Source organism: Pseudomonas sp. QS1027, from assembly GCF_002814235.1.
In the GTDB taxonomy this organism is placed as follows: Bacteria; Pseudomonadota; Gammaproteobacteria; order Pseudomonadales; family Pseudomonadaceae; genus Aquipseudomonas.
This window is the reverse complement of sequence record NZ_PHSU01000008.1, coordinates 48353-70595: the sequence shown is the minus strand read 5'-3', so window position 1 is coordinate 70595 and position 22243 is coordinate 48353. Positions and strand designations below refer to the sequence as shown.

At 59.9% G+C, this 22243-nt stretch carries 26 protein-coding genes and 1 tRNA gene; 13 read left to right on the top strand and 14 right to left on the bottom strand.

From position 1 onward, the window contains the following. Positions 1–11 precede the first annotated feature (11 nt). Positions 12–947 carry a CDF family Co(II)/Ni(II) efflux transporter DmeF gene (dmeF, locus tag CWE01_RS08650; RefSeq protein WP_100940117.1) on the bottom strand — a complete coding sequence of 312 codons (936 nt, stop codon included), beginning with the start codon at positions 945–947 and terminating at the stop codon, positions 12–14. A 73-nt stretch (positions 948–1020) separates the two neighbouring features. On the opposite strand from dmeF, the gene CWE01_RS08645 reads away from it, so the two are divergent. Next, a complete protein-coding gene (locus CWE01_RS08645; RefSeq protein WP_100940116.1) occupies positions 1021–1296 on the top strand; it encodes a metal/formaldehyde-sensitive transcriptional repressor in 276 nt (91 codons plus the stop codon). 104 nt (positions 1297–1400) lie between these two features. Here the strand turns inward: CWE01_RS08645 and CWE01_RS08640 are convergent, their stop codons facing one another. The 3 genes from CWE01_RS08640 to CWE01_RS08630 all read right to left on the bottom strand — a co-directional run bounded on the left by CWE01_RS08640 (position 1401) and on the right by CWE01_RS08630 (position 4460). After that, positions 1401–2339, bottom strand: coding sequence for a class I SAM-dependent methyltransferase (locus tag CWE01_RS08640; RefSeq protein ID WP_100940115.1), 939 nt, complete (start codon positions 2337–2339; stop codon positions 1401–1403). A 114-nt stretch (positions 2340–2453) separates the two neighbouring features. Next, entirely contained in the window at positions 2454–3467 is a 1014-nt protein-coding gene (locus tag CWE01_RS08635; RefSeq protein WP_177145475.1) for a GlxA family transcriptional regulator, read from the bottom strand. A 72-nt stretch (positions 3468–3539) separates the two neighbouring features. Next, positions 3540–4460, bottom strand: a complete 921-nt coding sequence (locus CWE01_RS08630) for a LysR substrate-binding domain-containing protein (RefSeq protein ID WP_371917134.1) — start codon at positions 4458–4460, stop codon at positions 3540–3542. Between the two features lie 139 nt (positions 4461–4599). Between CWE01_RS08630 and CWE01_RS08625 the strand changes: the two genes are divergently transcribed. From CWE01_RS08625 to CWE01_RS08615, 3 genes are all read left to right on the top strand, one after another. Continuing rightward, complete coding sequence (locus CWE01_RS08625) at positions 4600–5475, top strand: aldo/keto reductase family oxidoreductase (RefSeq protein ID WP_100940112.1); 876 nt, start codon at positions 4600–4602, stop codon at positions 5473–5475. 144 nt (positions 5476–5619) lie between these two features. Beyond that, on the top strand, positions 5620–5859 hold the full coding sequence (locus tag CWE01_RS08620; RefSeq protein WP_100940111.1) for a hypothetical protein: 240 nt from the start codon (positions 5620–5622) through the stop codon (positions 5857–5859). A gap of 287 nt (positions 5860–6146) precedes the next feature. Further along, positions 6147–7538, top strand: a complete 1392-nt coding sequence (locus CWE01_RS08615; RefSeq protein WP_100940110.1) for a glycerophosphodiester phosphodiesterase family protein — start codon at positions 6147–6149, stop codon at positions 7536–7538. A 265-nt stretch (positions 7539–7803) separates the two neighbouring features. Here the strand turns inward: CWE01_RS08615 and CWE01_RS08610 are convergent, their stop codons facing one another. From CWE01_RS08610 to CWE01_RS08600, 3 genes are all read right to left on the bottom strand, one after another. After that, entirely contained in the window at positions 7804–8883 is a 1080-nt protein-coding gene (locus CWE01_RS08610; protein WP_100940109.1) for a Fic family protein, read from the bottom strand. 238 nt (positions 8884–9121) lie between these two features. Further along, a complete protein-coding gene (locus CWE01_RS08605) occupies positions 9122–9601 on the bottom strand; it encodes a Bro-N domain-containing protein (protein ID WP_100940108.1) in 480 nt (159 codons plus the stop codon). Positions 9602–9948: 347 nt separating this feature from the next. After that, positions 9949–10890, bottom strand: coding sequence for a LysR family transcriptional regulator (locus tag CWE01_RS08600; protein WP_100940314.1), 942 nt, complete (start codon positions 10888–10890; stop codon positions 9949–9951). Positions 10891–11005: 115 nt separating this feature from the next. On the opposite strand from CWE01_RS08600, the gene CWE01_RS08595 reads away from it, so the two are divergent. Continuing rightward, positions 11006–11410: a RidA family protein gene (locus CWE01_RS08595; RefSeq protein WP_100940107.1), complete on the top strand. Its 405-nt coding sequence runs from the start codon at positions 11006–11008 to the stop codon at positions 11408–11410. Between the two features lie 110 nt (positions 11411–11520). On the opposite strand, the gene CWE01_RS08590 is transcribed toward CWE01_RS08595, so the two are convergent. Then, positions 11521–11727, bottom strand: coding sequence for a hypothetical protein (locus CWE01_RS08590; RefSeq protein WP_100940106.1), 207 nt, complete (start codon positions 11725–11727; stop codon positions 11521–11523). Between the two features lie 260 nt (positions 11728–11987). Here CWE01_RS08590 and CWE01_RS08585 point away from each other — a divergent pair, with 260 nt between their 5' ends. Then, entirely contained in the window at positions 11988–12446 is a 459-nt protein-coding gene (locus CWE01_RS08585) for a hypothetical protein (protein ID WP_100940105.1), read from the top strand. A gap of 101 nt (positions 12447–12547) precedes the next feature. Here CWE01_RS08585 and CWE01_RS08580 read toward each other — a convergent pair. After that, positions 12548–12635: transfer RNA gene (locus tag CWE01_RS08580), tRNA-Ser, on the bottom strand. A 122-nt stretch (positions 12636–12757) separates the two neighbouring features. Between CWE01_RS08580 and CWE01_RS08575 the strand changes: the two genes are divergently transcribed. The 7 genes from CWE01_RS08575 (at position 12758) to CWE01_RS08545 (ending at position 17010) form a co-directional block, all read left to right on the top strand. Beyond that, positions 12758–13426 carry a Bax inhibitor-1/YccA family protein gene (locus CWE01_RS08575; RefSeq protein WP_100940104.1) on the top strand — a complete coding sequence of 223 codons (669 nt, stop codon included), beginning with the start codon at positions 12758–12760 and terminating at the stop codon, positions 13424–13426. A gap of 111 nt (positions 13427–13537) precedes the next feature. Further along, positions 13538–13930 carry a sulfurtransferase complex subunit TusD gene (gene tusD / locus CWE01_RS08570; protein ID WP_100940103.1) on the top strand — a complete coding sequence of 131 codons (393 nt, stop codon included), beginning with the start codon at positions 13538–13540 and terminating at the stop codon, positions 13928–13930. Position 13931: 1 nt separating this feature from the next. Next, positions 13932–14294, top strand: coding sequence for a sulfurtransferase complex subunit TusC (gene tusC / locus CWE01_RS08565; RefSeq protein ID WP_100940102.1), 363 nt, complete (start codon positions 13932–13934; stop codon positions 14292–14294). Continuing rightward, entirely contained in the window at positions 14294–14593 is a 300-nt protein-coding gene (tusB, locus tag CWE01_RS08560) for a sulfurtransferase complex subunit TusB (protein ID WP_100940101.1), read from the top strand. Before tusC ends, tusB begins: the two co-directional genes overlap by 1 nt. Beyond that, on the top strand, positions 14590–14925 hold the full coding sequence (locus tag CWE01_RS08555; protein WP_100940100.1) for a TusE/DsrC/DsvC family sulfur relay protein: 336 nt from the start codon (positions 14590–14592) through the stop codon (positions 14923–14925). The genes tusB and CWE01_RS08555 overlap by 4 nt, the downstream gene beginning before the upstream one ends. Beyond that, the gene (locus tag CWE01_RS08550) at positions 14922–15923 is read left to right on the top strand and encodes a glycosyl transferase family protein (RefSeq protein ID WP_100940099.1); all 1002 of its coding nucleotides are present in this window, start codon (positions 14922–14924) and stop codon (positions 15921–15923) included. Before CWE01_RS08555 ends, CWE01_RS08550 begins: the two co-directional genes overlap by 4 nt. Positions 15924–16011: 88 nt before the next feature. Continuing rightward, positions 16012–17010, top strand: coding sequence for a glutathione S-transferase family protein (locus tag CWE01_RS08545; protein ID WP_100940098.1), 999 nt, complete (start codon positions 16012–16014; stop codon positions 17008–17010). 192 nt (positions 17011–17202) lie between these two features. On the opposite strand, the gene cysG is transcribed toward CWE01_RS08545, so the two are convergent. The 5 genes from cysG to lolA are packed head-to-tail and all read right to left on the bottom strand — an operon-like array spanning position 17203 to position 22233. Beyond that, on the bottom strand, positions 17203–18597 hold the full coding sequence (gene cysG, locus CWE01_RS08540; RefSeq protein WP_100940097.1) for a siroheme synthase CysG: 1395 nt from the start codon (positions 18595–18597) through the stop codon (positions 17203–17205). Continuing rightward, positions 18598–19878, bottom strand: coding sequence for a serine--tRNA ligase (gene serS / locus CWE01_RS08535; protein WP_100940096.1), 1281 nt, complete (start codon positions 19876–19878; stop codon positions 18598–18600). Between the two features lie 15 nt (positions 19879–19893). Beyond that, positions 19894–20268 carry a fluoride efflux transporter CrcB gene (gene crcB, locus CWE01_RS08530; RefSeq protein ID WP_100940095.1) on the bottom strand — a complete coding sequence of 125 codons (375 nt, stop codon included), beginning with the start codon at positions 20266–20268 and terminating at the stop codon, positions 19894–19896. Next, positions 20265–21590: a replication-associated recombination protein A gene (locus CWE01_RS08525; RefSeq protein ID WP_100940094.1), complete on the bottom strand. Its 1326-nt coding sequence runs from the start codon at positions 21588–21590 to the stop codon at positions 20265–20267. The genes crcB and CWE01_RS08525 overlap by 4 nt, the downstream gene beginning before the upstream one ends. Positions 21591–21609: 19 nt before the next feature. Beyond that, positions 21610–22233 (bottom strand): outer membrane lipoprotein chaperone LolA, encoded by a 624-nt coding sequence (gene lolA / locus CWE01_RS08520; RefSeq protein WP_100940093.1) that lies wholly within the window; start codon positions 22231–22233, stop codon positions 21610–21612. Positions 22234–22243: the final 10 nt, after the last annotated feature.

The following is a 22243-nucleotide window of genomic DNA, read 5'->3' as shown; positions in this document are numbered from 1 at the left end:
GTGACAATCCATCAGGCCGTTTGGTGAAGCTCGACCGTCACATGCACCAGCTCCTCGTGGATCGCCAGTTGCGCCTTGAAGTAGTCCGGCGTGGCCGGCAATTGCGTCACCAGGCTTAGCACGCAGGCGAACTGCCCCTTGCCGACCCGCCAGACATGCAGGTCGCTGATGGTGGCCGGAATCGGGCTGGCCGCGATGACCTCGCGGATTTCCTCGACCACCGGCGCATCCATTTCCGCGTCCAGCAAGACACGGCTGGTCTGGCGGATCAGCCCATAGGCCCAGCTCGCCACCAGCCCCGCTCCGACAATCCCCATCAACGGGTCAAGCCAGGCCGCGCCCCAGACCTTGCCGCCGATCAACGCCAGGATCGCCAGCACCGAGGTGGCCGCATCAGCCACCACATGCAGGTAGGCGGAACGCAGGTTCAGATCGTGGCCGTGATCATGGCCGTGATCATGATGATGGTCGTGGTGGTGATCGTGGGCATGGCCGTCCTTGAGCAGCCAGGCGCAGGCCAGGTTGACCATCAAGCCGACGATGCCGATGACAATGGCTTCGTCATAGTGGATGGCCGCAGGCGAAATCAGCCGCTCAACCGATTGATACAGCATCAGCCCCGCCACCATCACCAGGAACAACGCACTGGTGTAGCCGCCGAGCACTTCGATCTTCCAGGTGCCGAAGGCAAAACGGTTGTCACTGGACAGGCGCCGGGCAGCGCCATAGGCCAACACCGACAACCCCAGCGCCAACGCATGGGAACTCATGTGCCAGCCGTCGGCGAACAGCGCCATCGAGTTGTAGTACCAACCGCCGGCGATCTCGGCGACCATCATGATGGCGGTCAGGATCATGGCGCGCCGGGTGTTGGTCTCCGCCAGGGGATTTCCATCGTTGAGGATTTTCGAATGGCAATTCTGGTGAGTAGCATTGGGCGAAGACATTGGGCTACAGTCCTGATGACAAGGTCGAAATATACTATACCCCAGTATAGATAACACACAATGGGACAATTCCATGCCGCATACCATCAAGGATAAAAAACGCCTGCTGACCCGTGTCAGGCGTATCAAGGGCCAGGCCGAGGCGCTGGAAAACGCGCTGAATATGGAAGTCGAGTGCACCGCCGTGCTGCAACAGATCGCGGCGATCCGTGGGGCGGTCAATGGTTTGATGACCGAGGTGCTGGAAGGTCATATCCGCGAGCACCTGGGCGCGGACGATGTCACGCCGGCCCAGCGTCGCGAGGATGTGGATGACGTGGTGTCGGCGCTGCGCTCGTATTTGAAGTGACTTCGGCGGGCCTGTGAGGGCCGCGCAGCGCACTTGGGAAGAACCAGCACGTCCAGGCTGACGAGCTGGTGTTGGCTGACTAAAAGGGTTGGAGCCAGAAGAAACTAGACATTGCTCCGGCCATCAAACTCGAACCAGAAACTGGCACCGCGGCTTTCAGACTGACCATGCATGAGTGCGGTCAACAGATCATGATTGAAATGTTGGTGATACGCGCTGCCAAACAGCAGTTTCGTCCGCGGGTTATCCGTCATCAGCGCCAGCAGCAGGTACTGTTCCGTCCAGTAGATCTGATGCTCGATCAACCAATGCGTCGGAAGGCCGAAGGGCAGGAAGACATCGTGCACGTGGACAAAGATTTTCTTGGTGATTTTCGGCAGCAGGCGCAGGTAGATATGCAGGCAGTCGCTGCCGGTTTTTACCGTATGCGTGGAATCGATAAACAGGATATCGCCGTCTTCCAGCGTGGCATTCAACCACTCGACGGTCAGCTCCTGGGCACGCATCGATTGCAGTTCAAGTGCCCCTTCGCTGGCCAGGGTGGTGATGAACGGCCTTGGAAAGGGTTCGATGCAATGCAGCGTCCCTGACCCGTTTTTGCGCAATGCTTCCACGGCAATCAGCGACGAGAACCCGCTGCCGATTTCAACGATAGTCTTGGGACGGATGCGCCTGATATAGGCGTAATAGGCCATACCATCACTGCAGGTAAACTGACCGTTTTTCCAGAAATACGAGGTCGCGGTTTCTTTATCGCCGACTTCAGCCGGCGCGAAATCGGCCCCATATGGAATCAGTTCGCTGATCTCCGCCCGCAGCCTTTCCTGGTCGAACAGGCCGCAATTCAAATAAGGCGGTTCCGACTCGGTGTATTCGTAGGAACTGGCGATCTCGGAAAGCGATGGCGTGCTCGAGTAGAAATTCGAAGGGGTCACATTAAGACCTTGCTCCTGCAGCCGCGCCCTGTCCTGCGGGTCCGCCCAAAGCAGCTTCTGCATCACCGGCAAGGCCGCATCGAACTCTTTATCCGTTACACGCGCCATCTTCTAGAATTCCCGTTCCAAGCTATTTTTGGCAGAACACTACTGGGTACGGGCAAAGCATAACGCATGCCACGCGCGCCCTCCTATTCGGAACGCTAGCCTGAACCGCTCACCTTATTTAACCAGGCGCTTTTCCTTGGAGGGCCGGTAGCCGAAATACGAGCTGTAGCATTTGCTGAAATGACTCGGCGAAACAAAACCACAGGCCACCAGCACATCGACCTGGGACAGCTCGGTGTGCTGCAACAGCCGACGCGCTTCGGTGATCCGCAGTTCCAGGTAATAGCGTTGCGGCGTGGTGCCCAACTGCTCCTTGAACAGACGCTCGAGTTGCCGACGGGAACGGCCGGCGTAGGCCGCCAGTTGCTCCAGTTCCAGGGGCTCTTCGAGGTTGGCGTCCATCAGCTTGACCACCTCGCGCAGCGGTGCGCTCACGCACACATTCTCGGCCGGCTTGATGCGCCGGTAGCGCGACTCCTCGAACGCCAGGATGTCCTCGATACCCTCGACCAGGGCTTTATCGTGCAAGCCCTTGATCCAGTCCAGCGCCATATGGAACGCCCCCGAGGGGCTGGACGCGGTGAGCCGGTCGCGATCGATGACATAGGCCTCGCTGGTGACATGGGTCGCCTTGGAGATCTCCGCGAGTGCCGGCCGATGTTCAGGGTGAATCGCACAACGGTAGCCGTCGAGCAAACCCGCGCTGCCGAGGAACCAGGCGCCATTCCACAACCCGGCCAGGCTGACACCCTGGTCTGACGCGGCCCTCAGCAGGCTGATAAGCGAGTCATCGGCCTTAAGCTCGGTGCGGTAGCCACCACAAATGACCAGCAGATCGAGGTTCTGAATGGCCGCAAAATCGATACGGGCATCGGGGCGAATCACCAGGCCGAGGTCGCTGATGACCTCCCCTTCGCTCAGGCCGAAGGTTCGCGAAGAGAACAACCCGGGGCGCAGAAGGTTCGCCGTGACCAGCGTATCCAGGGCCTGGGTGAATGCCGGCAGGGAGAAATGCTCGAGCAGCAAAAAACCGGTCCGGGTCATTTGCGCCGGCTGGCCAGGATTGTCATTCAGATAGCGGAGGTTTTTTCCCTTCATGCCTCCACTGAATTGGCGTCGTTCGATCAAGGTCTGAATCACTCGGTGGTGTTAACCACTCTATTGTTAGGTGTGTTGATGAGTCCCCGATTGTAATCAGACTCAGGCTTGCAAGGGCAGCGTCGCCGACAGCTCATGCAGATAGTCGACAAATGCCCGCAACGGCGCCGGCAAATGGCGCCGTCCAGGGTAATACAGGAACGGACCGGAAAACGTCTGCCACCAAGGTTCCAGGATGGGTTCGAGCTCGCCGCTGTCCAGTTGCGGTTGCAGCAGATCCTCAAAAAGATGCACCACCCCAAGGCCGGCGACTGCGGCACTGACCGTCAGGTCCAGCGCGCCACTGGGCGTCACCAGCAGGCGTTCGGGCGGGTCGAGCTCAATCTGCTCGCCATCACGCTCGAATTTCCAGGTGGGTTTGTTACCGCCGGAGAACTGGCAGCGTAGGCAGGAATGCGTCAACAACTCACTCGGATGAGCCGGCCGACCCTGCAAGTCCAGATAGCCGGGCGCCGCCGCTGTGACGAAGCGCTGCACCCTGGGACCGATGGGAATGGCGATCATGTCCTGCTCCAGCCTTTCGTCGTAGCGAATGCCGGCATCGCAACCCGCCGAGAGCACATCGACAAAGCCGTCTTCCACCACGACCTTGATGCGGATATCCGGATAACGCCTGAGAAATCCGGCGATGACCTCGGGCAGCACGATGCGCGCGGCGCTGGTGGACACATTGAGCCGCAGCGTACCGGAGGGCTTATCGCGAAAGCCATTGAGCACATCCAATGACGCTTCCATTTCGGAAAACAGCGGCTCCAGCCTGGCCAACAAGTGTTGTCCGGCTTCGGTCAAAGCCACACTCCGTGTGGTGCGGTTCAACAGGCGCAAATCCAGCAGCGCCTCAAGACGCTGCACGGCTACGCTGAGGCTGGCAGCGGAAACGCCGCCGCTACGCGCTGCCTCACGGAAACCACCCGCCCGCGCGACCGCGACAAAGGCCGCCATATCGTTAAATTTCATGGCAATTGTTCACTAATTTAAACAGCCCGTAAACTTTATGCCCGATTATCAAACAGTGCAATTGGAACTATATTCGGTCCATCGAAGCCCGCCGCGGAACGCTCTGCGACCCGTATCGAAACCGACCCAATAGAGGAAAACCCATATGAGCACCTCCGCCCTCCACTCCCATTTCAGCTTCGCGGGTCGTCAGGTCCGGCGAATGGGCTATGGCGCCATGCAACTGGCCGGACCACACGTATTCGGACCACCGAAGGATCGGGCCGCCTGCATCGCCGTGTTGCGCGAAGCCATTGCTGCCGGCGTCGACCATATCGACACCTCCGACTTCTATGGTCCCCACGTCACCAACCAGATCATTCACGAAGCGCTGCATCCGTATCCCGACAACCTGACCCTGGTCACCAAGATCGGCGCGCGCCGCAACGACAAGGGCGACTGGCTGGCCGCCCAGAGCCCGCAAGAGTTGCGCAACGCCGTCGAGGACAACCTGCGCCATCTCGGCCTGGCCTCCCTGGACGTGGTCAACCTGCGTGTCTTTGGCCATGGCCTGACTCAGGAGAGCATCGGCCATCTGGTCGAGGTCACGGCGAAGTTGCAGCAGGAGGGGCTTATCCGTCATATCGGGCTGAGCAACGTAACCGCCGAGCAGATAAAGGAAGCCCAGGCGATCGCCGATATCGTCTGCGTACAGAACCAGTACAACCTGGTCCACCGCGAGGACGATGGGTTGATCGACGACTTGGCGGCGCAGGGTATCGCCTACGTGCCGTTCTTCCCCCTGGGCGGATTCACCCCCATCCAGTCAACGGCGCTGTCGGAGATCGCAGCCCGCCTGGAAGCCCAGCCGATGCAAGTGGCGCTGGCCTGGTTGCTACACCGCTCGCCCAACATCCTGCTGATTCCGGGCACATCCTCGGTCGCGCACCTGCGCGAAAATCTGAAAGCCGGGCAGTTGCAGCTCACGCCGGACACGCTGGCTGAACTCAATGCAATTGGCGAGAAAGCAACAGCAGGTTGAGGGTGGACTGATAAACTGCAGAAATGAAGAAGCCCCGGATTCCGGGGCTTCTTCATTTGAGGCCACGACACCGTCCAATAATTGGTGCACCGTGTCCCCTACCCCACATATGCATCACAGACCCACCTTATATCTGGACGTCACATGACACCCAACGCAGAGCACTACAATCCCTCCACCGAATATGCCGACAAGCTGATTTCGCGCATCGGACAAACCCCCTCCTGGATCGCCAAACGCATCGGCGTGACCGACAAGCGCATTCGCTACATCCTCGATGGCGAAAGGACCGTCAAGGGAGAAACCACTCCCATTCAGATGACGTACACCGAGCAGTTTGCCCTTGAGTGCCTGGCCGCTGAGGCGGCTGCCAAGAAGAAATAGAAGTTGATCAGGAAGGGCCGTCGACCCGGACCTTGACGAATACAGCATGGCCGCCGAAATGGGGCGACAAAGAGCTGTTTTCTGCCTGCTTTAGCCAAAAACTGCATACAGGCTGGCTCTGGGACCCCATGGACCTCGGTAACTTATGGCAACTTTCCCAAACCAATAAGTGTACCTGCGGCCAGTTGACGGTTAGTCCCGGAGCGGCCCCGATGAGCCATGATTTTGTCATGTGTTCGTGATTACTATCGGTTGATAACCGCTCTTCCCATCTTGAAGGACTACACATGCACACTCGCTCAGGTCTGCCTCTTGCCCGCTTTATCGCTCTCGGATGCAGCCTGTTGGTGAGCGCTTGTGACGGTACGAACGGGAGCTTACCTGGCGCAGGGTCAAGCGCCTCCGCTTCGTTCAAGACGCTTGACGGCGCACCACCCTTGATTATCGGGCATCGCGGCCTGCCAGGGTTGTATCCGGAAGAAACCCGGGCTTCTTACGAGAATGCCGCCGATGCTGGCGCAGATTCGCTCGAACTGGATCTGCACATGACCAAGGACTGCGTATTGGTGGCTCGACACAACCCCTGGTTGAGCGACAACACCAACATCAGCGAAGTCGCGAAGACCAACGCCGACGTTGCACGCCGCAAGCGTACTGTTCCAGGCGTGTTGGTCAATGTCAGATACCCTGCCACCGCAGAAAATGGTCCAGCACAGTACCTGAGCGACTTGACCGACCCCAACGATCCAAAATCAGTCTTGAAATCATTGGTCGTTGATGGCGAAGACCATACCAACGACTGGTCAATCAGCGATTTCACCATGGCCGAACTCAGGCAATGGATAGGTGGCACCACTTACGATGCCCGCGACCAGCGCCCAACAGAACTGAACGGCAAGTTGCCGATCCTGAGTTTTCAGGATGTGATCGACATTGCAAAAGCTAAAAGCGCAGCGACAGGCCGCGTCATTACAGTCTATCCAGAAAGCAAAAATCCAATCTGGAACAATGCCCAGGCCGTTGCCAATGGCTGCGGCGCCCCGGGCACTCATCCGTTTGAGAAGGCCTTCCTCAAAACCCTCAACGACAACGACCTCAATCGCAAGGAAGCCCCGGTCTTTGTGCAAAGCTTTGACCCCGCCAGCTTGAAATACCTGCGCTCTATCGGCCTGAAATCCAAAGCCGTTCAACTGGTCGATGGAAACGGCATAAACTTCAAAACGGGCGAAACCATTTTCATCACTGACAAACCCAACACGTTCGTCAGCGGCCGCCCCTATAGCTGGACCGTCGCGGGCGACCCACGCCCCTTCGGTGCGATGCTGACGCCAGCCGGATTGGCCGAGGTCAAAACCTACGCCGACGGCATCGGTCCGTGGAAGCCACAGGCAATGTCGCTCACCGTTGCGGCAGCTCAGGATTCGTCATCCAACGCCAGCCTGGACAAGGTCGACACCCTCAAGCCAACCAACCTGATCAGCGACGCTCACAAGGCCAATTTGTTCGTTCATATATTCACCTTCCGCAACGAAGCGAAATACCTGGCAGGTGTCTATAAGGGGGATCCAGCGGCAGAATACCTGGCCTTTTACCGAGCCGGTGTCGACGGTGTATTTACCGATTTCACGCCTAACGCAGTTGCTGCCCGCAAGATCTATCTTAAGGAAGTAGCGCGTTAAACGACGGAATCCATGCCCTGCTGATGGGGGCTCATTCTTGTCTCGTCTTCAAGGGGCGTTTGGCGAAAGGGAAATTCAAGTACGCGAAGCTGGGAACAGCGGCCATAGCAGCCTGAATTCTCCCGTCGCCATTGAGGCTTAGCTTCTGCCCGCACCGCTCAGCCAAGCACCTTTAGGGGCAGGACGACGGCATCAGGCAATTTCAGTTCAGAGATATCCGAACGAAAGCAGCGACTGAGCATCACTCATCGCCTCGTAACATGGGCTACTGACCTTCGTTAATTGTGTGACCAACGCCGCCCGACGGGACGCGCTTCCACTTCGCACTACGCCCCTTGCCCGTTGACTCGATCAGTCCCTCCGACTTCATTGCCCGCAGCACCAGCCGTACCATGTCACGACTCACACCAGGGCAGCCTTCCTCAATCTCTGAAATCGAAAACGGCAGACTACGCGCCAGCACGTCCGAACGCACACGACCCCCTTTGGTGCGACCTCGATCGATTGTCCCGACACGCTCCTCAAACTCACGGAACGCCCTCAACAGAGCGCTCCAGAAGTAGTCAAGCCAGGGTTTGACGTCGTGCCGCCCCTCATGCCAGCCCTGCGAACTGGCTTCCAGTGTTTCGTAATAACCTTCCTTGGTTTCCTCAAAGATGCGCTCCAGGCTGATGTAACGGCCCACGGCATAATCGAAGTGGTAAAGCAGTAACAGCGTCAATAACCGGGACATACGGCCATTGCCGTCCGGAAATGGGTGGATGCACAGGAAGTCGAGCATCACCAGCGGCACCAATACCAAAGGGTCAGCCAGATGTTGGTCCATTGCGGTGGCATAGTTCTGGTTCAAGTCAGCTATCGCCATCGGCGTCAGATGTGCAGCGACCGGCCGGAAGCGCAGACGCGATGAGCCGTCTGGGTGGCGCTCGACAATGTCGTTGTTGGTCGCCTTCCAGCGACCGCCCTCCTGCGGTAGGTAACGGTAAAGGATGGTGTGCAATTGCAGCACCAGACCTTCACTGAAGGGCATGTTCGCAGCGGACTCGTGAATCAACGACAATGCATCGCGGTAGCCCGCGATCTCCTGTTCAGATCGATTCTCTGGCGCTGCATTACGAATGACCAAGGACTTCAAACGTGAGGGAGCTACGACAACACCCTCCAGACGGTTCGACGACTCTGTGGACTCGACCACCGCAATCTGGCGCAATCCCTTGAGAACTTCAGGAGACTGCGCCACGTAGAGCTTTTGCTTGCCCTGATACTCACCCAACAAACGCAGCGTAGCGACCTGTCTGCCATCGAAGCGCAGCGCAGCCAGATACTCGGGGGTAATTGAGTTCATAAAGATGTAAACCCTCCTTGTCGAAATGGGGTAATCACAAGCTTAAACAGGGTAATACCCCTATAAAATACCCCATTTAAATGCCCCATTACCCCATTTGCGACGGGTCTGAGAGCCTGTAAAGACAAACTACAAAGGAAACGGAACACAAGGGACAACAAAACAGGCTTACCCAGGACTAGGGCCGTACCACTGCCTCCGGCAATGGTACGGCTCACCGCAACCGGACAAACAACGATCAGTTCGGCCACTGAGCTGGAGCACACTCAACCGACGGCACCAGAACGGGCATATCCCGCCATCTGATCCAGGGCTCGTTCTGCCAATGCAGCAGGCTCACTGAATGCCCAGCCCACTGCAGGGAGCTGAGGCTGAGGCCGTGGTTTGCCACGGTGGATGACATATTGCGCAAAGCGGGTATGACTTCAAGGCTGAACCACTGCCGCAGGTACTGGTTTTCCGGGATATGGTGGTGAATCAGCAGCGCGTACATACCAGACTCGCTGACCATCAGCGTGTTCTGGATTTTGCCGTGGTAGTTCATCCAGAGATACCGCTGCTGATCAGCATCAAGCTTACGGGTCAGGCGTTCATCCAGCGCACGGCCCATCATGCGGCCGAGGTCGGTCACGCTGAACCAAGCTTGCGACTCCAGCATCAGGCCATGGATAAAACGGTTGTGACGGGGAAAACGGATGGGTTCGAAATGTTCGATCATGATGAAATCTCCAACTAGCGTTGAAACCGCCGTCTGACGCCAATCAGGGTGGGCGGAACCGTATGGGTTGGCGTACCGGCTAGTTGGACCCCGGCGCATCCGAAGATGCCCACATACGGCCCGCCCATAACAGGCAGCCACACATAGGACACGAAAAGCCGCTATGGCGGCTTTTGTGTCTTCCGAACCAGCCAGGACGCCAATCCTGTATCGCTGAGATTCAACGACACTTTGACCTTAACGCCTGGCGGACAGTTGGAGATATCGGATATGGGAGCACATATCGTACGAAAAGTCTTGGATTACACCCTGAACGAGAACCGCTACCTGATTGGCGGCATTTGCATTTATACGTGGTCCGCTGGTGGCTTTGGCAAGCTCACCAGCGGCACATGCCCAACCATCAATTCCACAACCCAGTCCATGAAGACTCGCAGTTTCCGGCTCACATGACGGTTAGGCGCATAAGCCATATATAACGGCATCGGCGTCATGTCCCAGTCCTCGAACAGCGCTACCAGTTCACCGTTCGCCAATGATTGTGCAGCCATATAGCGTGGTAGCCACAATATCCCCAAGCCAGCCTGCCCGGCGGCCAGATACGCATTACCATCGTCCACGGCGAGCATATGCCGTCCGCGCACTTCCAACTGCTCGCCCATGCGCTTCAAGACATAAGGAAGCGCCTTGCCCGTTCGCGCCCAGCGATACCCCACCACATGGTGTTCTCCCTCTTGCAACTCACGGGGATGCGCCGGCAAGCCAAATCGCGCCAGATAGCCGGGCGCGGCGTATACGCCCAGCGGCAAGTCGGCGATATGTCGCGCAATCAGCGAGGTGTCGGTGATCTCTCCCCCACGGATCACACAATCGACACTTTCATCGATAAGGCTGACCTGACGGTCGCTGACGCCCAGGTCCAGCTGGATATCCGGGTAACACTCCTGAAACGCCGGCAGCGCGGGGATCAGCAGCAGTCGCGCCAGTGGACTCGGCACGTCCACCCGCAAGCGTCCACGGGGCACGGCGGCAGCACTGGACAGTGCCGTTTCGGCATCATCCAGCGCCGCCAGCAGATATTGCACGCGCTCATAGTAGGCGGCGCCATCGGAGGTCACGTTCACCTTGCGCGTGGTGCGATTGAGCAGCTTCACACGCAAGCGTGCTTCCAACTGCTGGACCAGTTGGCTAACGGTGGTTTTGCTCATATGCAGGGTGTGGGCGGCCTGGGTAAAGCTGCCGGTTTCCACCACCCGTGCGAAAGCTTGCATGGCATCGAAGCGATCCATGGTGCTCCCCATTGTTTGGTAATCGCTGACAATCCTCACCAGCATTGCCTGTTTATTGAGGGGGAGCAAGCGACATAGAGTGGCCAGATCGTTTCCCAATCCATGGAATTTTCAGATGAATCAACGCGATGTGGTATTTCCCGCCGGCCGTCAGGCCCTCTATGAGCGCAACCGTTATTCAGCCGCGGTGCGCGCCGGTGGCCTGCTCTTTGTCTCGGGCCAGGTGGGCAGCCGTGAAGACGGATCGCCCGAGCCAGAACTCAAGACTCAGGTTCGCCGCGCTTTCGAGAACCTCAACGCGGTATTGGCCGCGGCCGGTTGCACCTTCGATGATGTTCAGGACGTGACGGTCTTCATGGTAGAGCCGCAGAAGATCTTCGAGGAGGTGTGGGAAGTGGTACCGGAGTATTGGGGCGAAGCGCCTTTTCCCACTTTGACGGCGGTTGGCGTCACTTGGCTGTATGGCTTCGATGTCGAGATCAAGGTTGTTGCCAAACTCCCTGAGCTTCTGGAGCGGTAAGCAGGTCTACCGCGATATCGAAGGACAGGCCAACCCAAAGCCAACCCGCCAGGCAGCTGTTTTGATCGGCAAGCCAGAAGCTGGCGCGCCGGTTGGCAAGGTCGACGCAGTCAGAGCAAACAGCTGGCTGCCTGTCCGAGCTGATTGTCCTGCGCTGCGGAGATGAGGTGCAGCGGAATATGCTGTTGAACTTCACTGGATGGGATTTCGAAGCTACACACTATCTGGAGGTGTAGCTCACTCAGTCCGGTCGACTCTTCTTCCTTTGCCTTGGCCATTCTCGCGTGGTTCGCTGCGATTTCATTGAGAGTTGACACGGTACATCTCCCGGTGACTGACCAAGCGTATCGCTGGAGTCCTGAAGCATTGATTGGATTGCTGCCGCGTCAGAATTACGTCGTTCTGGGGCTGCTACGAGCGTCCTCTGCAAGCCGCAAGCCAGACAGCTCGTGCACTGCGCGCCAGTTTTTTACAGGCGACGAATGGTGTCACGGTGTTGCATTACCCATGAGCCAGGACATCATAAGGCACTCGCTGACCGGCATAATGCGGCTCCCATCATCCAAGGAGCCGGGCCATGTTGTTTTCTGCCTATACCGAAGAATCCCTGAGCGGAATCGGTCATGTTGTCCAGGACATTGAGCAAGTAAACAAATACACCGATGGGTTGCGAGAGCGTATTTCCGGCCTTTTCAAATCCGCGGAGAGCCGGTTTGGCGTGAGCTTTTCCGTTCCCTCGGGGAGCTACTTCCAGATTGAAGGCCCCTTTGGTCTAGTCAGAGCCAACCTGGTCTATGCAAATGAGGGGAATGGGACCTTCGGACGCGTGGTGCTTCGCAAGCACACGCTGGATGAGCAGGGAAGAGAGGCATGGCCAGAAATCTGGGCGTTCAGGATTCTGAAGGATGGCGATATCTTGATGGGCGACAATGGCCCGCGCCTCCACAACTCGGGGAATACGCCAGACGAGCACAGGAACGTCGCCACTCAGCCCCTGGTTGAATCAATCGTCTTGTCTGCCATGAAGCCACGATAAATCGGCAGGTTGCGCAACGCCTACGGTTTGCGCCGACACCAAAAACCCTCGCGCCAGAAACGACAAAGCCCCGGATTCCGGGGCTTTGAGGTATCGCGATATGGCGGAGGCGCAGAGATTCGAACTCTGGGACCTGTTACAGTCGGCAGTTTTCAAGACTGCTGCCTTAAACCACTCGGCCACACCTCCTATGTACTGCGGGCGCCATAATACCGGAATGAAACACACTGTCAAACTCTCGTGATAGCTTGTTACAGAGCCTCTGGTATGATCTTTGAGACTGAACATTTCAAACCCGAAGGAGTGTCGCCATGCGCGAACAGGATTACGCCGTTAACAGCGTGCAGGCTGAGCAGCTAGAAGTTAGCCGCGTCCTGCGCAACACCTACAGCCTTCTGGCCCTCACCCTCGCCTTCAGTGGCCTGATGGCCTTCATCTCCCAGCAGATGCACGTCGGCTACCCGAACGTGTTCGTGGTGCTGATCGGTTTCTACGGACTGTTCTTCCTCACCAACAAACTCCGTGACTCGGCCTGGGGCCTGGTTTCCACCTTCGCCCTGACCGGTTTCATGGGCTACCTGCTCGGCCCGATCCTCAACCGTTACCTGGGTATGCAGGGCGGCGCTGAAGTGGTCAGCTCGGCCTTCGCCATGACCGCACTGGTCTTCGGCGGCCTCTCGGCCTACGTGCTGATCACCCGCAAGGACATGAGCTTCCTCAGCGGTTTCATCACCGTCGGTTTCTTCGTCCTGCTGGGCGCGACCCTGGCCAGCATGTTCTTCCACATCAGTGGCCTGCAACTGGCGATCAGCGCCGGTTTCGTGCTGTTCTCCTCGGTCTGCATCCTCTTCCAGACCAGCGCCATCATCCAGGGCGGGGAACGCAACTACATCATGGCGACCATCAGCCTGTATGTGTCGATCTACAACCTGTTTATCAGCCTGTTGCAGATCTTCGGCATCATGGGCCGCGATGATTGATCGCAACTGTTAGGCAAAAAGCCCGCTTCGGCGGGCTTTTTCTTGCCCGCGATTTAGCTTCTTGGGGGTTCTGGCTTTATCATGACGGCAGGTTTGCTGACAGAGTCCCCCATGAAGTTTGCCATTGCGCTGTTTTCCGCGCCCCACGCGCCCTCCTCCCGCCGCGCCCTGCTGTTCGCCCAGGCCGCGCTCGCCGGTGGGCATGAGATTGTGCGGCTGTTCTTTTATCAGGACGGCGTGCACAGCGCGTCGAGCAGCGTGGTCACGCCCCAGGACGAGCAGGACCTGCCCCGGCAATGGGCGGATTTCGTCAGCGAACACCAGCTCGACGGCGTGGTCTGCATCGCCGCGGCCTTGCGACGCGGCGTACTGAACGACGAAGAAGCCCAACGCTATCAACGCTCGGCGGTCAATCTGAGTGCGCCCTGGGCCTTGTCCGGCCTGGGCCAGTTACACGATGCGGTGCAAACCGCCGACCGCTTGATCTGCTTTGGAGGGCCTTGAAATGCCCAAGTCCCTGTTGATTATCAGCCGCCAGGCGCCCTGGTCCGGCCCGGCCGCCCGTGAAGCACTGGATATCGTGCTGGCCGGCGGCGCCTTCGATCTGCCCATCGGCCTGCTGTTCATGGACGACGGCGTGTTCCAGTTGATGCCCGGACAGAACGCCAAGGCCCTGCAGCAGAAAGACCTGACCGCCAACCTCCAGGCCCTGTCGCTGTTCGGTATCGACGAGCTGTACGCCTGCGCCGACAGCCTGGCCGACCGGGGGATTTTCCCGACCCAGGTCGCCGGCGAAGACCTTGAGGTGCTCACGGCTGAAGAGCTCAGTGCGCTTGTTAACCGTTATGACCAGGTGATCACCCTCTGATGTCGACCTTGCATGTGTTGTCCCACTCCCCTTTTACCGACAGTCGCCTGGGCAGTTGCCTGCGCCTGCTGGGCAGCGAGGATGCGCTACTGCTCTGCGGCGACGCGGTGCATGCCGTGCAACCGCGCAGCCTGCCGCTTGAAGCGCTGGAAGAACGCAGCGAAGACCTGCGCCTGTTCCTGCTCGACGAAGACCTGCAAGCCCGTGGCCTGGAGTGCCCGACCTGGGCCACCAGCGTCGACTACCCGGCATTTGTCGAACTGTCGATCCGCTACGACAAGGTCAATACCTGGCTATGAACACGTTGACGGTGAACGGGCAGTCCATCGCCCTGGACAAGGACGGCTACCTGGTGGAGCTGAGCGACTGGTCGCCGGAAGTCGCGGCCGCCCTGGCCACGCGCGAGGAGCTGGAGCTGAGCCCCGAGCACTGGGAAATTCTTGAACTGCTGCGGGGTTTCTACCGCGAGTTCGACCTCTCCCCCGCGACCCGCCCGCTGATCAAGTACACCGCCTTGAAGCTGGGCACCGACAAGGGCAACAGCCTGCACCTCAACCGCTTGTTCAAAGGCACTCCCGCCAAACTCGCCGCCAAGCTGGCGGGCCTGCCCAAACCGACGAACTGCTTATGACCGAGTACACGCCGTTGATTATCGAAACGCCCGCCGAGCACCCGTTCGCCCAGTTCGTCCGCATCCTCGGCAAGGGCAAGCGTGGCGCCCGCAACCTGACCCGCGAAGAAGCCCGCGAGGCCATGGGCATGCTGCTGGACGGCAAGGTCGAGGACACCCAGCTCGGTGCCTTCCTGATGCTGTTGCGCCACAAGGAAGAAAGCCCGGAGGAGCTGGCCGGTTTCACTGAAGCCCTGCGCGAGCGTTTGCAAGCACCCAAGCTGGCGATCGACCTGGACTGGCCAAGCTACGCCGGCAAGAAGCGTCATCTACCTTGGTACCTGCTGGCTGCCAAGTGCCTGGCACAGAATGGCATCAAGATCTTTATGCACGGCGGCGGCGCCCATACTGCGGGCCGTCTCTACACCGAACAGTTGCTCGAGACGCTGCAGATTCCATTGTGCCGCGACTGGCCGGCCGTCGAGCAGGCGATCGGCCAGGGCAATATCGCCTTTATGCCCCTGGGCGACTGGGCCGCGCCTTTGCAGCGGATGATCGACCTGCGCAACATCCTCGGCCTGCGTTCGCCGATCCATTCCCTGGCGCGATTGCTCAACCCGCTGGGCGCCCGCTGTGGCCTGCAAAGCATCTTCCACCCCGGCTACCAGGCGGTGCACCGCGATGCCAGCGGGTTGCTGAGCGACACGGTGATCGTGATCAAGGGTGACGGCGGCGAAATCGAGGTCAACCCGGACAGCAGCAGCCATCTCTACGGCACCACCGGCGGCGAAAGCTGGGATGAGGAATGGCCGGCGCTGTCCGAGCAACGCCATGTGAAACCGGCGACCCTGGAGCCCGAACACCTCAAGGCAGTCTGGCGCGGCGACGTCGAGGACAGCTATCCGCAACTGGCCCTGATCTCCACCATGGCCCTGGCCCTGCGCGGTCTTGGCACACCGCGCGAACAGGCCTTCGAACAGGCCCGCCGTTACTGGGATGCTCGGGATAGATCGATCTGATCGATCATTAACCCCCAGGGTTTGCGCTATTTTTTCGAACGAAGGCCTTTAGACTGAACTCCAATGCACACTTGCCGAGGAGTTTCCGATGGGCCTTTTGATCGACGGCCGCTGGCATGACCAGTGGTACGAAAGCAGCAAAGACGGCGCGTTCCAGCGCGAACAGGCGCAGCGCCGCCATTGGCTGACCGCCGACGGCAGGCCCGGCCCCAGCGGCGAAGGCGGTTTCAAGGCCGAAGCCGGACGTTATCACCTCTATGTCTCCCTGGCCTGTCCCTGGGCCCACCGTACCCTGATCCTGCGCAAGCTCAAGGGCCTGGAAAGCCTGATCGATGTGTCGGTGGTCAGTTGGCTGATGCTGGAAAATGGCTGGACCTTCGACAAGGCCCATGGCTCCAGCGGCGACAAGCTCGATAACCACGCCTTCATGCACCAGCGCTATACCGCCGATACCGCCGACTACACCGGCCGCGTCACCGTGCCGGTGCTGTGGGACAAGCAGTTGCAGCGCATCGTCAGCAATGAGTCGTCGGAAATCATCCGGATGTTCAACAGCGCGTTCAATGGGCTGACCGGCAATCAGCTGGATTTCTATCCCGAAGCCTTGCACCCGCAGATCGACAGCTGGAACGAGCGTATCTATCCGGCAGTGAACAACGGTGTTTATCGGGCTGGATTTGCCACTTCACAGGCGGCTTATGAAGCGGCCTTTGATGATGTGTTCGGCGGGTTGGAACAGTTGGAGCAGCATCTGGCGGAGAACCGTTATCTGGCCGGGGAATACCTGACGGAAGCGGATGTAAGGCTGTTCACCACGCTGATTCGTTTTGACGCGGTGTACTACGGCCACTTCAAATGCAATCTGCGGCGGATTGCCGATTATCCGAACCTGTCGAACTGGCTGCGGGAGCTGTATCAATGGCCGGGCGTGGCCGAGACGGTGGATTTTGCCCATATCAAGGGGCATTACTACGCCAGTCACCGGACCATCAATCCGACGGGGATCGTGCCGAAGGGGCCGCAGCAGGATTTTATGGCCAAGCATGATCGCGAGCGGTTGGCGGGGCGTGGGGTGATGGGCGCCTGAGTGGCGAACGGTTTCGTTCAGTTAGGGATATTTGAAGCCGAACACGGTCCTGTGGCGAGCGGGCTTGCCCGCGCTGGGGCGCGAAGCGCCCCTAAAATCGGTGAACCCGGTTTGTCAGGTAGACCGAGATGACCGGTTTTGCGACTGCTTCGCAGCCGAGCGCGGGCAAGCCCGCTCGCCACAGAGACTCGATCAAACCTGGGATTGCGCGCCTTCGAACCAGGCCAGTTTCTCGCGAAGCTGGACGACCTCTCCGACAATCACCAGCGTCGGCGCATGTACTTCATGTTCCGCCACCAGCTGCGGCAAGTTGGCCAAAGTCCCGGTAAACACCCGCTGATTCGACGTAGTGCCCTGCTGGATCAACGCCGCCGGGGTCTGCGCCGAACGCCCATGGGCAATCAACTGCTCACAGATCACCGGCAAGCCAACCAACCCCATGTAGAACACCAACGTCTGACCCGGCGCCACCAGATCCACCCAGGGCAGGTCCGTGGAGCCATCCTTCAAATGCCCGGTAACAAACCGCACCGACTGAGCGTAATCGCGATGGGTCAACGGAATCCCGGCATACGCCGAACAACCGCTGGCCGCCGTGATCCCCGGCACCACCTGGAACGGAATACCCTGGGCCGCCAGTTCCTCGATCTCTTCGCCGCCACGGCCGAAGATAAACGGATCGCCGCCCTTCAAACGCAGCACTCGCTTGCCCTGTTTCGCCAGATCCACCAACTGTTGGTTGATCTGATCCTGAGGCACGGCGTGATCGGCGCGACGCTTGCCGACATAGATCCGGTCCGCATCACGGCGGCACAGCTCCAGAATCGCCGGCGCCACCAGACGGTCATACAGCACCACGTCCGCTTGCTGCATCAAGCGCAAGGCACGGAAGGTCAGCAGGTCCGGATCACCCGGCCCCGCCCCCACCAGATACACCTCACCCGGCGCATTCGGCGGCGCACCGTTGATCTTCTCCAGCAGCAGGCGCTCGGCTTCAGCGCCCTGCCCGGCCAGTTGCCGGTCGGCAATCGGGCCCTGGAACACTTCTTCCCAGAACGCCCGGCGCTGCTGCACAGCCGGAAACAGGCCTTTGACCTGGGTCCGGAAACGCGCCGCCAAACCGGCCAACTGGCCGTAGGTCGAAGGAATCCAGGTTTCCAGCTTGGCCCGGATCAAGCGCGCCAGCACCGGCGCATCGCCGCCACTGGACACCGCGATAATCAACGGCGAACGATCGACAATCGCCGGGAAGATCACGCTGCACAAGGCCGGCGCATCCACCACATTGACCGGCACGCAGCGCCGATGGGCATCCGCCGAGACCTGGGCATTGAGCGGCTCGTCGTCAGTGGCGGCAATGATCAGCCCGCAACCGTCGAGGTCGGACTCAAGGTAACCACGCAACAGCAACTCACCGCCGCTGCCACTGACCAGCTCGCGCAGCTGGCCCTCGACCTCGGGCGCGACCACCCGCAGCACCGCGCCGGCATCGGCCAGCAGGCGGGATTTGCGCAAGGCAATCTCCCCCCCGCCGACCACCAGCACACGGCGGCCGCGCAGGTTGTGGAACAGCGGCAGAAATTCCATTTAGCCGATGACCTCGATGCCGCCCATGTAGGGCTTGAGCACTTCCGGTACACGGATCGAACCGTCGGCCTGCTGGTAGTTTTCCAGCACCGCCACCAGCGTACGGCCCACGGCCAGGCCGGAACCGTTCAGGGTGTGTACCAGCTCGGGCTTGCCGGTTTCCGGGTTGCGGAAACGCGCCTGCATGCGACGGGCCTGGAAATCGCCGCAGTTGGAACACGACGAGATTTCACGGTATTTGTCCTGGCTCGGCACCCAGACTTCCAGGTCGTAGGTCTTCACGGCGCTGAAACCCATGTCGCCAGTGCACAGTGCCAGAACGCGGTACGGCAGCTCCAGCAGTTGCAGGACCTTCTCCGCGTTGGCGGTCAGGCCTTCCAGGGCTTGCATGGAGGTCGACGGCTCGACGATCTGGACCATCTCGACCTTGTCGAACTGGTGCTGGCGGATCATGCCGCGGGTGTCACGACCCGACGCACCGGCTTCACTGCGGAAGCACGGGGTGTGGGCGACGAACTTCAGCGGCAGCAGTTTCGAGTCGACGATTTCGCCGGAAACGATATTGGTCAACGACACTTCGGCGGTCGGGATCAGGTACAGGTCGGCCTCGCCTTCGCGGCTGATCTTGAACAGGTCTTCCTCGAACTTCGGCAACTGGCCGGTGCCCTGCAGGGCCGGGGCCTGGACCAGATAAGGCGTGTAGGCCTCTTCGTAGCCGTGCTCGGTGATATGCAGGTTGATCATGAACTGCGCCAAGGCGCGGTGCAGGCGGGCAATCGGACCGCGCAGCAGGGCGAAACGGGCGCCGGACAGCTTGGCGGCGGTTTCAAAGTCCAGCCAGCCGAACTTCTCACCCAGGGCAACGTGGTCCTGGATCGGGAAGTCGAAAGCGGTCGGCGTGCCCCAGCGGCGCACTTCGACGTTGCCTTCTTCGTCGGCGCCGACCGGCACGGACTCATCGGGCAGGTTCGGCAGGCTCAGCAGGATCGAGTCCAGATCGGCCTGGATCGCGTCCAGCGCGACCTTGCCTTCGCTCAGCTCGGAGCCCATGGTCTCGACACTGGCCATCAACGGCGCGATGTCTTCGCCGCGCTGCTTGGCCTGACCGATGCTCTTGGAAACCGCATTGCGCTCGGCCTGCAATTGTTCGGTGCGGGTCTGCACCACCTTGCGCTGGTTTTCCAGCGCTTCGATGCGGGCGACATCGAGGCTGAAGCCACGGGAGGCCAGGCGATCCGCTACGTCCTGAAGGTTGCTACGTAACAGTTTGGAATCGAGCATGTCGGTTTCTCGTTATCAGAGTTTGGTCAAGGACAGGCCGGCCCAGGTCGCGAGCAGCCCGCCGAATACGCTGAGGGCCGCATAGCCCAGGGCAATAAGCACCTGCCCGCTTTCCAGCAGGCGCACCGTATCCAGTGAAAAGGATGAAAATGTGGTCAGGCCGCCGACAAATCCCACGATCAAGCCGGCGCGGATCTCAATCGGCACCTCGGGGCGCAGCAAAAACAGACCGTAGAGCACGCCAATCACCAGGCAGCCCACGATATTAACGGCCAATGTCGCGGTATAGAAGTGCCGCGGCCAATTGGCGTTGATCAGGTTGCCGGTGGCGAAGCGCACCAGGGTGCCGATAATGCCGGCGAAGGAGACGGCAAGGACGGTGCGGATCAAGGCTTTCTCCGTTGTTTCGGGCTGTTGCGGTCAAGGGCTGCGAGGTGGTTGAGCTTTTCGCCGATCTTCAATTCCAGCCCGCGTGGCACCGGCTGGTAGAAGGGCTGGGGCTCCAGTTCTTCGGGGAAATAGTCCTCACCCGCCGCGTAGGCGTCGGGTTCGTCATGGGCGTAGCGGTATTCATCACCGTAGCCCAGTTGTTTCATCAGCTTGGTCGGTGCGTTGCGCAAGTGCAGCGGCACTTCCAGCGAGCCATGTTCGGCGGCGCTGCGCATGGCGGCCTTGAAGCCCATGTAGACGGCGTTGCTTTTCGGTGCGCAAGCCAGGTAGGTGATGGCCTGGGCCACCGCCAATTCGCCTTCCGGGCTGCCGAGACGTTCCTGCACATCCCAGGCCGCCAGGCACAGGCTCAAGGCCCGTGGATCGGCGTTGCCGATATCTTCGCTGGCCATGCGCACCACCCGGCGGGCCAGGTAAAGCGGGTCGCAACCGCCATCAAGCATGCGCGCAAACCAGTACAGGGCACCATCGGGATTGGAGCCGCGCACCGATTTGTGCAAGGCGGAAATCTGGTCGTAGAACGCCTCGCCGCCCTTGTCGAAACGCCGACGGGTATCGCCCAGCAGGCTTTGCAGCAGCTCGACGCCGATCTCTTCACCGTCTTCGGCCAGGTCCGAGGCGTTTTCCAGCAGGTTGAGCAGCCGCCGGCCATCGCCATCGGCCGCCGACAGCAGCATCTTGAAGCCTTCCTCGCCCAGGCTCAGCTGGCGCTTGCCGAGGCCGCGCTCTTCGCTCAGGGCGCGCTGCACCAGCTTGTTCAGCGCCGCTTCGTCGAGGCTTTTCAGCACATAGACCCGCGCGCGGGAGAGCAAGGCGTTGTTCAGTTCGAACGAGGGGTTTTCGGTGGTGGCACCGATAAAGATCAGCGTGCCATCTTCCACATAGGGCAGGAACGCATCCTGCTGGGACTTGTTGAAGCGGTGCACTTCGTCGACGAACAGGATGGTGCGCTTGCCGTACTGCCCGGCCTGCTGCTTGGCGATTTCCACCGCCTGACGGATCTCCTTGACCCCGGCCAGCACCGCCGAGACGGTTTCGAAGTGGGCGTCCGAGACTTCCGCCAGCAGCCGCGCCAGGGTGGTCTTGCCCACGCCCGGCGGGCCCCAGAAGATCATCGAATGCAGCGCGCCCTGCTCCAGGGCTTCGCGCAACGGCTTGCCACGAGCCAGCAGGTGCTCCTGGCCGACGTACTCATCCAGGTTGGTCGCGCGTAAACGGGCGGCCAGTGGCTGGGCAATCGGGGCACGGCTGAACAGGTCCATGGCGGGCGTCTGAAACCTCTTATTCCTGGATCACGTCCGCACCCTTGGGGATGACGAACTTGAACTTGGCGGCGTCGATGGGTGCATTGGCCGTGACCCCGGTGAACAGCAGGTTGGTGCGCTGGCCGACGCTGTCGACCAGTTGCATGTCATTGATCAGGCCATTGCGGAACGACAGGCGCAGGCTGTCGAACAGGGTGTCCTTGGTTTTCGGCTTGAGGACGAAGTCGATCACGCCGCCGGCTTCCTTGGCACTGATATCGAAGCTTTCGCTGATCTTGGAGACATCACCAGACAGCAACAGGGCCGGGGTCTGGGTCAGGCGCAGGTCGAGCTTCTTGATGGTGACCTGTTCCAGGTCCGGGTCCCAGAGGGTGACTTTCTGGCCATCGGAGATCATGGTCTGTTCCTGCGGCGCATCGGTGTGCCAGTAGAACAGGCCCGGGCGTTGGAGGCTCATCTCGCCAGCGGTTTCCTGCAACTGGGTGCCACCGCCGTCCAGGGTCAACTGCGAGAAACGCGCGGTCAGGGTCTGGGACTTTTCGAGCAATTGGGTCAAACGCGCCACGTCCTTCGGATCGGCGTGGGCCGACAGCGTGGTCAGGGCCAGAACCGGCAGCAACAGCATGCGGATAAAACGCATGGGAATCCTC

What these genes read in the sequence shown, in the direction of transcription:
- serS (WP_100940096.1), bottom strand. Translation starts at nt 19,878, where the DNA reads ATGCTCGATTCCAAACTGTTACGTAGCAACCTTCAGGACGTAGCGGAT.
- CWE01_RS08605 (WP_100940108.1), bottom strand. Translation starts at nt 9,601, where the DNA reads ATGATCGAACATTTCGAACCCATCCGTTTTCCCCGTCACAACCGTTTT.
- CWE01_RS08610 (WP_100940109.1), bottom strand. Translation starts at nt 8,883, where the DNA reads ATGAACTCAATTACCCCCGAGTATCTGGCTGCGCTGCGCTTCGATGGC.
- CWE01_RS08525 (WP_100940094.1), bottom strand. Translation starts at nt 21,590, where the DNA reads ATGGACCTGTTCAGCCGTGCCCCGATTGCCCAGCCACTGGCCGCCCGT.
- CWE01_RS08595 (WP_100940107.1), top strand. Translation starts at nt 11,006, where the DNA reads ATGAATCAACGCGATGTGGTATTTCCCGCCGGCCGTCAGGCCCTCTAT.
- CWE01_RS08585 (WP_100940105.1), top strand. Translation starts at nt 11,988, where the DNA reads ATGTTGTTTTCTGCCTATACCGAAGAATCCCTGAGCGGAATCGGTCAT.
- tusB (WP_100940101.1), top strand. Translation starts at nt 14,294, where the DNA reads ATGTCGACCTTGCATGTGTTGTCCCACTCCCCTTTTACCGACAGTCGC.
- CWE01_RS08620 (WP_100940111.1), top strand. Translation starts at nt 5,620, where the DNA reads ATGACACCCAACGCAGAGCACTACAATCCCTCCACCGAATATGCCGAC.
- tusD (WP_100940103.1), top strand. Translation starts at nt 13,538, where the DNA reads ATGAAGTTTGCCATTGCGCTGTTTTCCGCGCCCCACGCGCCCTCCTCC.
- CWE01_RS08615 (WP_100940110.1), top strand. Translation starts at nt 6,147, where the DNA reads ATGCACACTCGCTCAGGTCTGCCTCTTGCCCGCTTTATCGCTCTCGGA.
- CWE01_RS08575 (WP_100940104.1), top strand. Translation starts at nt 12,758, where the DNA reads ATGCGCGAACAGGATTACGCCGTTAACAGCGTGCAGGCTGAGCAGCTA.
- CWE01_RS08555 (WP_100940100.1), top strand. Translation starts at nt 14,590, where the DNA reads ATGAACACGTTGACGGTGAACGGGCAGTCCATCGCCCTGGACAAGGAC.
- CWE01_RS08545 (WP_100940098.1), top strand. Translation starts at nt 16,012, where the DNA reads ATGGGCCTTTTGATCGACGGCCGCTGGCATGACCAGTGGTACGAAAGC.
- CWE01_RS08550 (WP_100940099.1), top strand. Translation starts at nt 14,922, where the DNA reads ATGACCGAGTACACGCCGTTGATTATCGAAACGCCCGCCGAGCACCCG.
- CWE01_RS08600 (WP_100940314.1), bottom strand. Translation starts at nt 10,890, where the DNA reads ATGGATCGCTTCGATGCCATGCAAGCTTTCGCACGGGTGGTGGAAACC.
- cysG (WP_100940097.1), bottom strand. Translation starts at nt 18,597, where the DNA reads ATGGAATTTCTGCCGCTGTTCCACAACCTGCGCGGCCGCCGTGTGCTG.
- CWE01_RS08645 (WP_100940116.1), top strand. Translation starts at nt 1,021, where the DNA reads ATGCCGCATACCATCAAGGATAAAAAACGCCTGCTGACCCGTGTCAGG.
- dmeF (WP_100940117.1), bottom strand. Translation starts at nt 947, where the DNA reads ATGTCTTCGCCCAATGCTACTCACCAGAATTGCCATTCGAAAATCCTC.
- CWE01_RS08625 (WP_100940112.1), top strand. Translation starts at nt 4,600, where the DNA reads ATGAGCACCTCCGCCCTCCACTCCCATTTCAGCTTCGCGGGTCGTCAG.
- lolA (WP_100940093.1), bottom strand. Translation starts at nt 22,233, where the DNA reads ATGCGTTTTATCCGCATGCTGTTGCTGCCGGTTCTGGCCCTGACCACG.
- tusC (WP_100940102.1), top strand. Translation starts at nt 13,932, where the DNA reads ATGCCCAAGTCCCTGTTGATTATCAGCCGCCAGGCGCCCTGGTCCGGC.
- CWE01_RS08640 (WP_100940115.1), bottom strand. Translation starts at nt 2,339, where the DNA reads ATGGCGCGTGTAACGGATAAAGAGTTCGATGCGGCCTTGCCGGTGATG.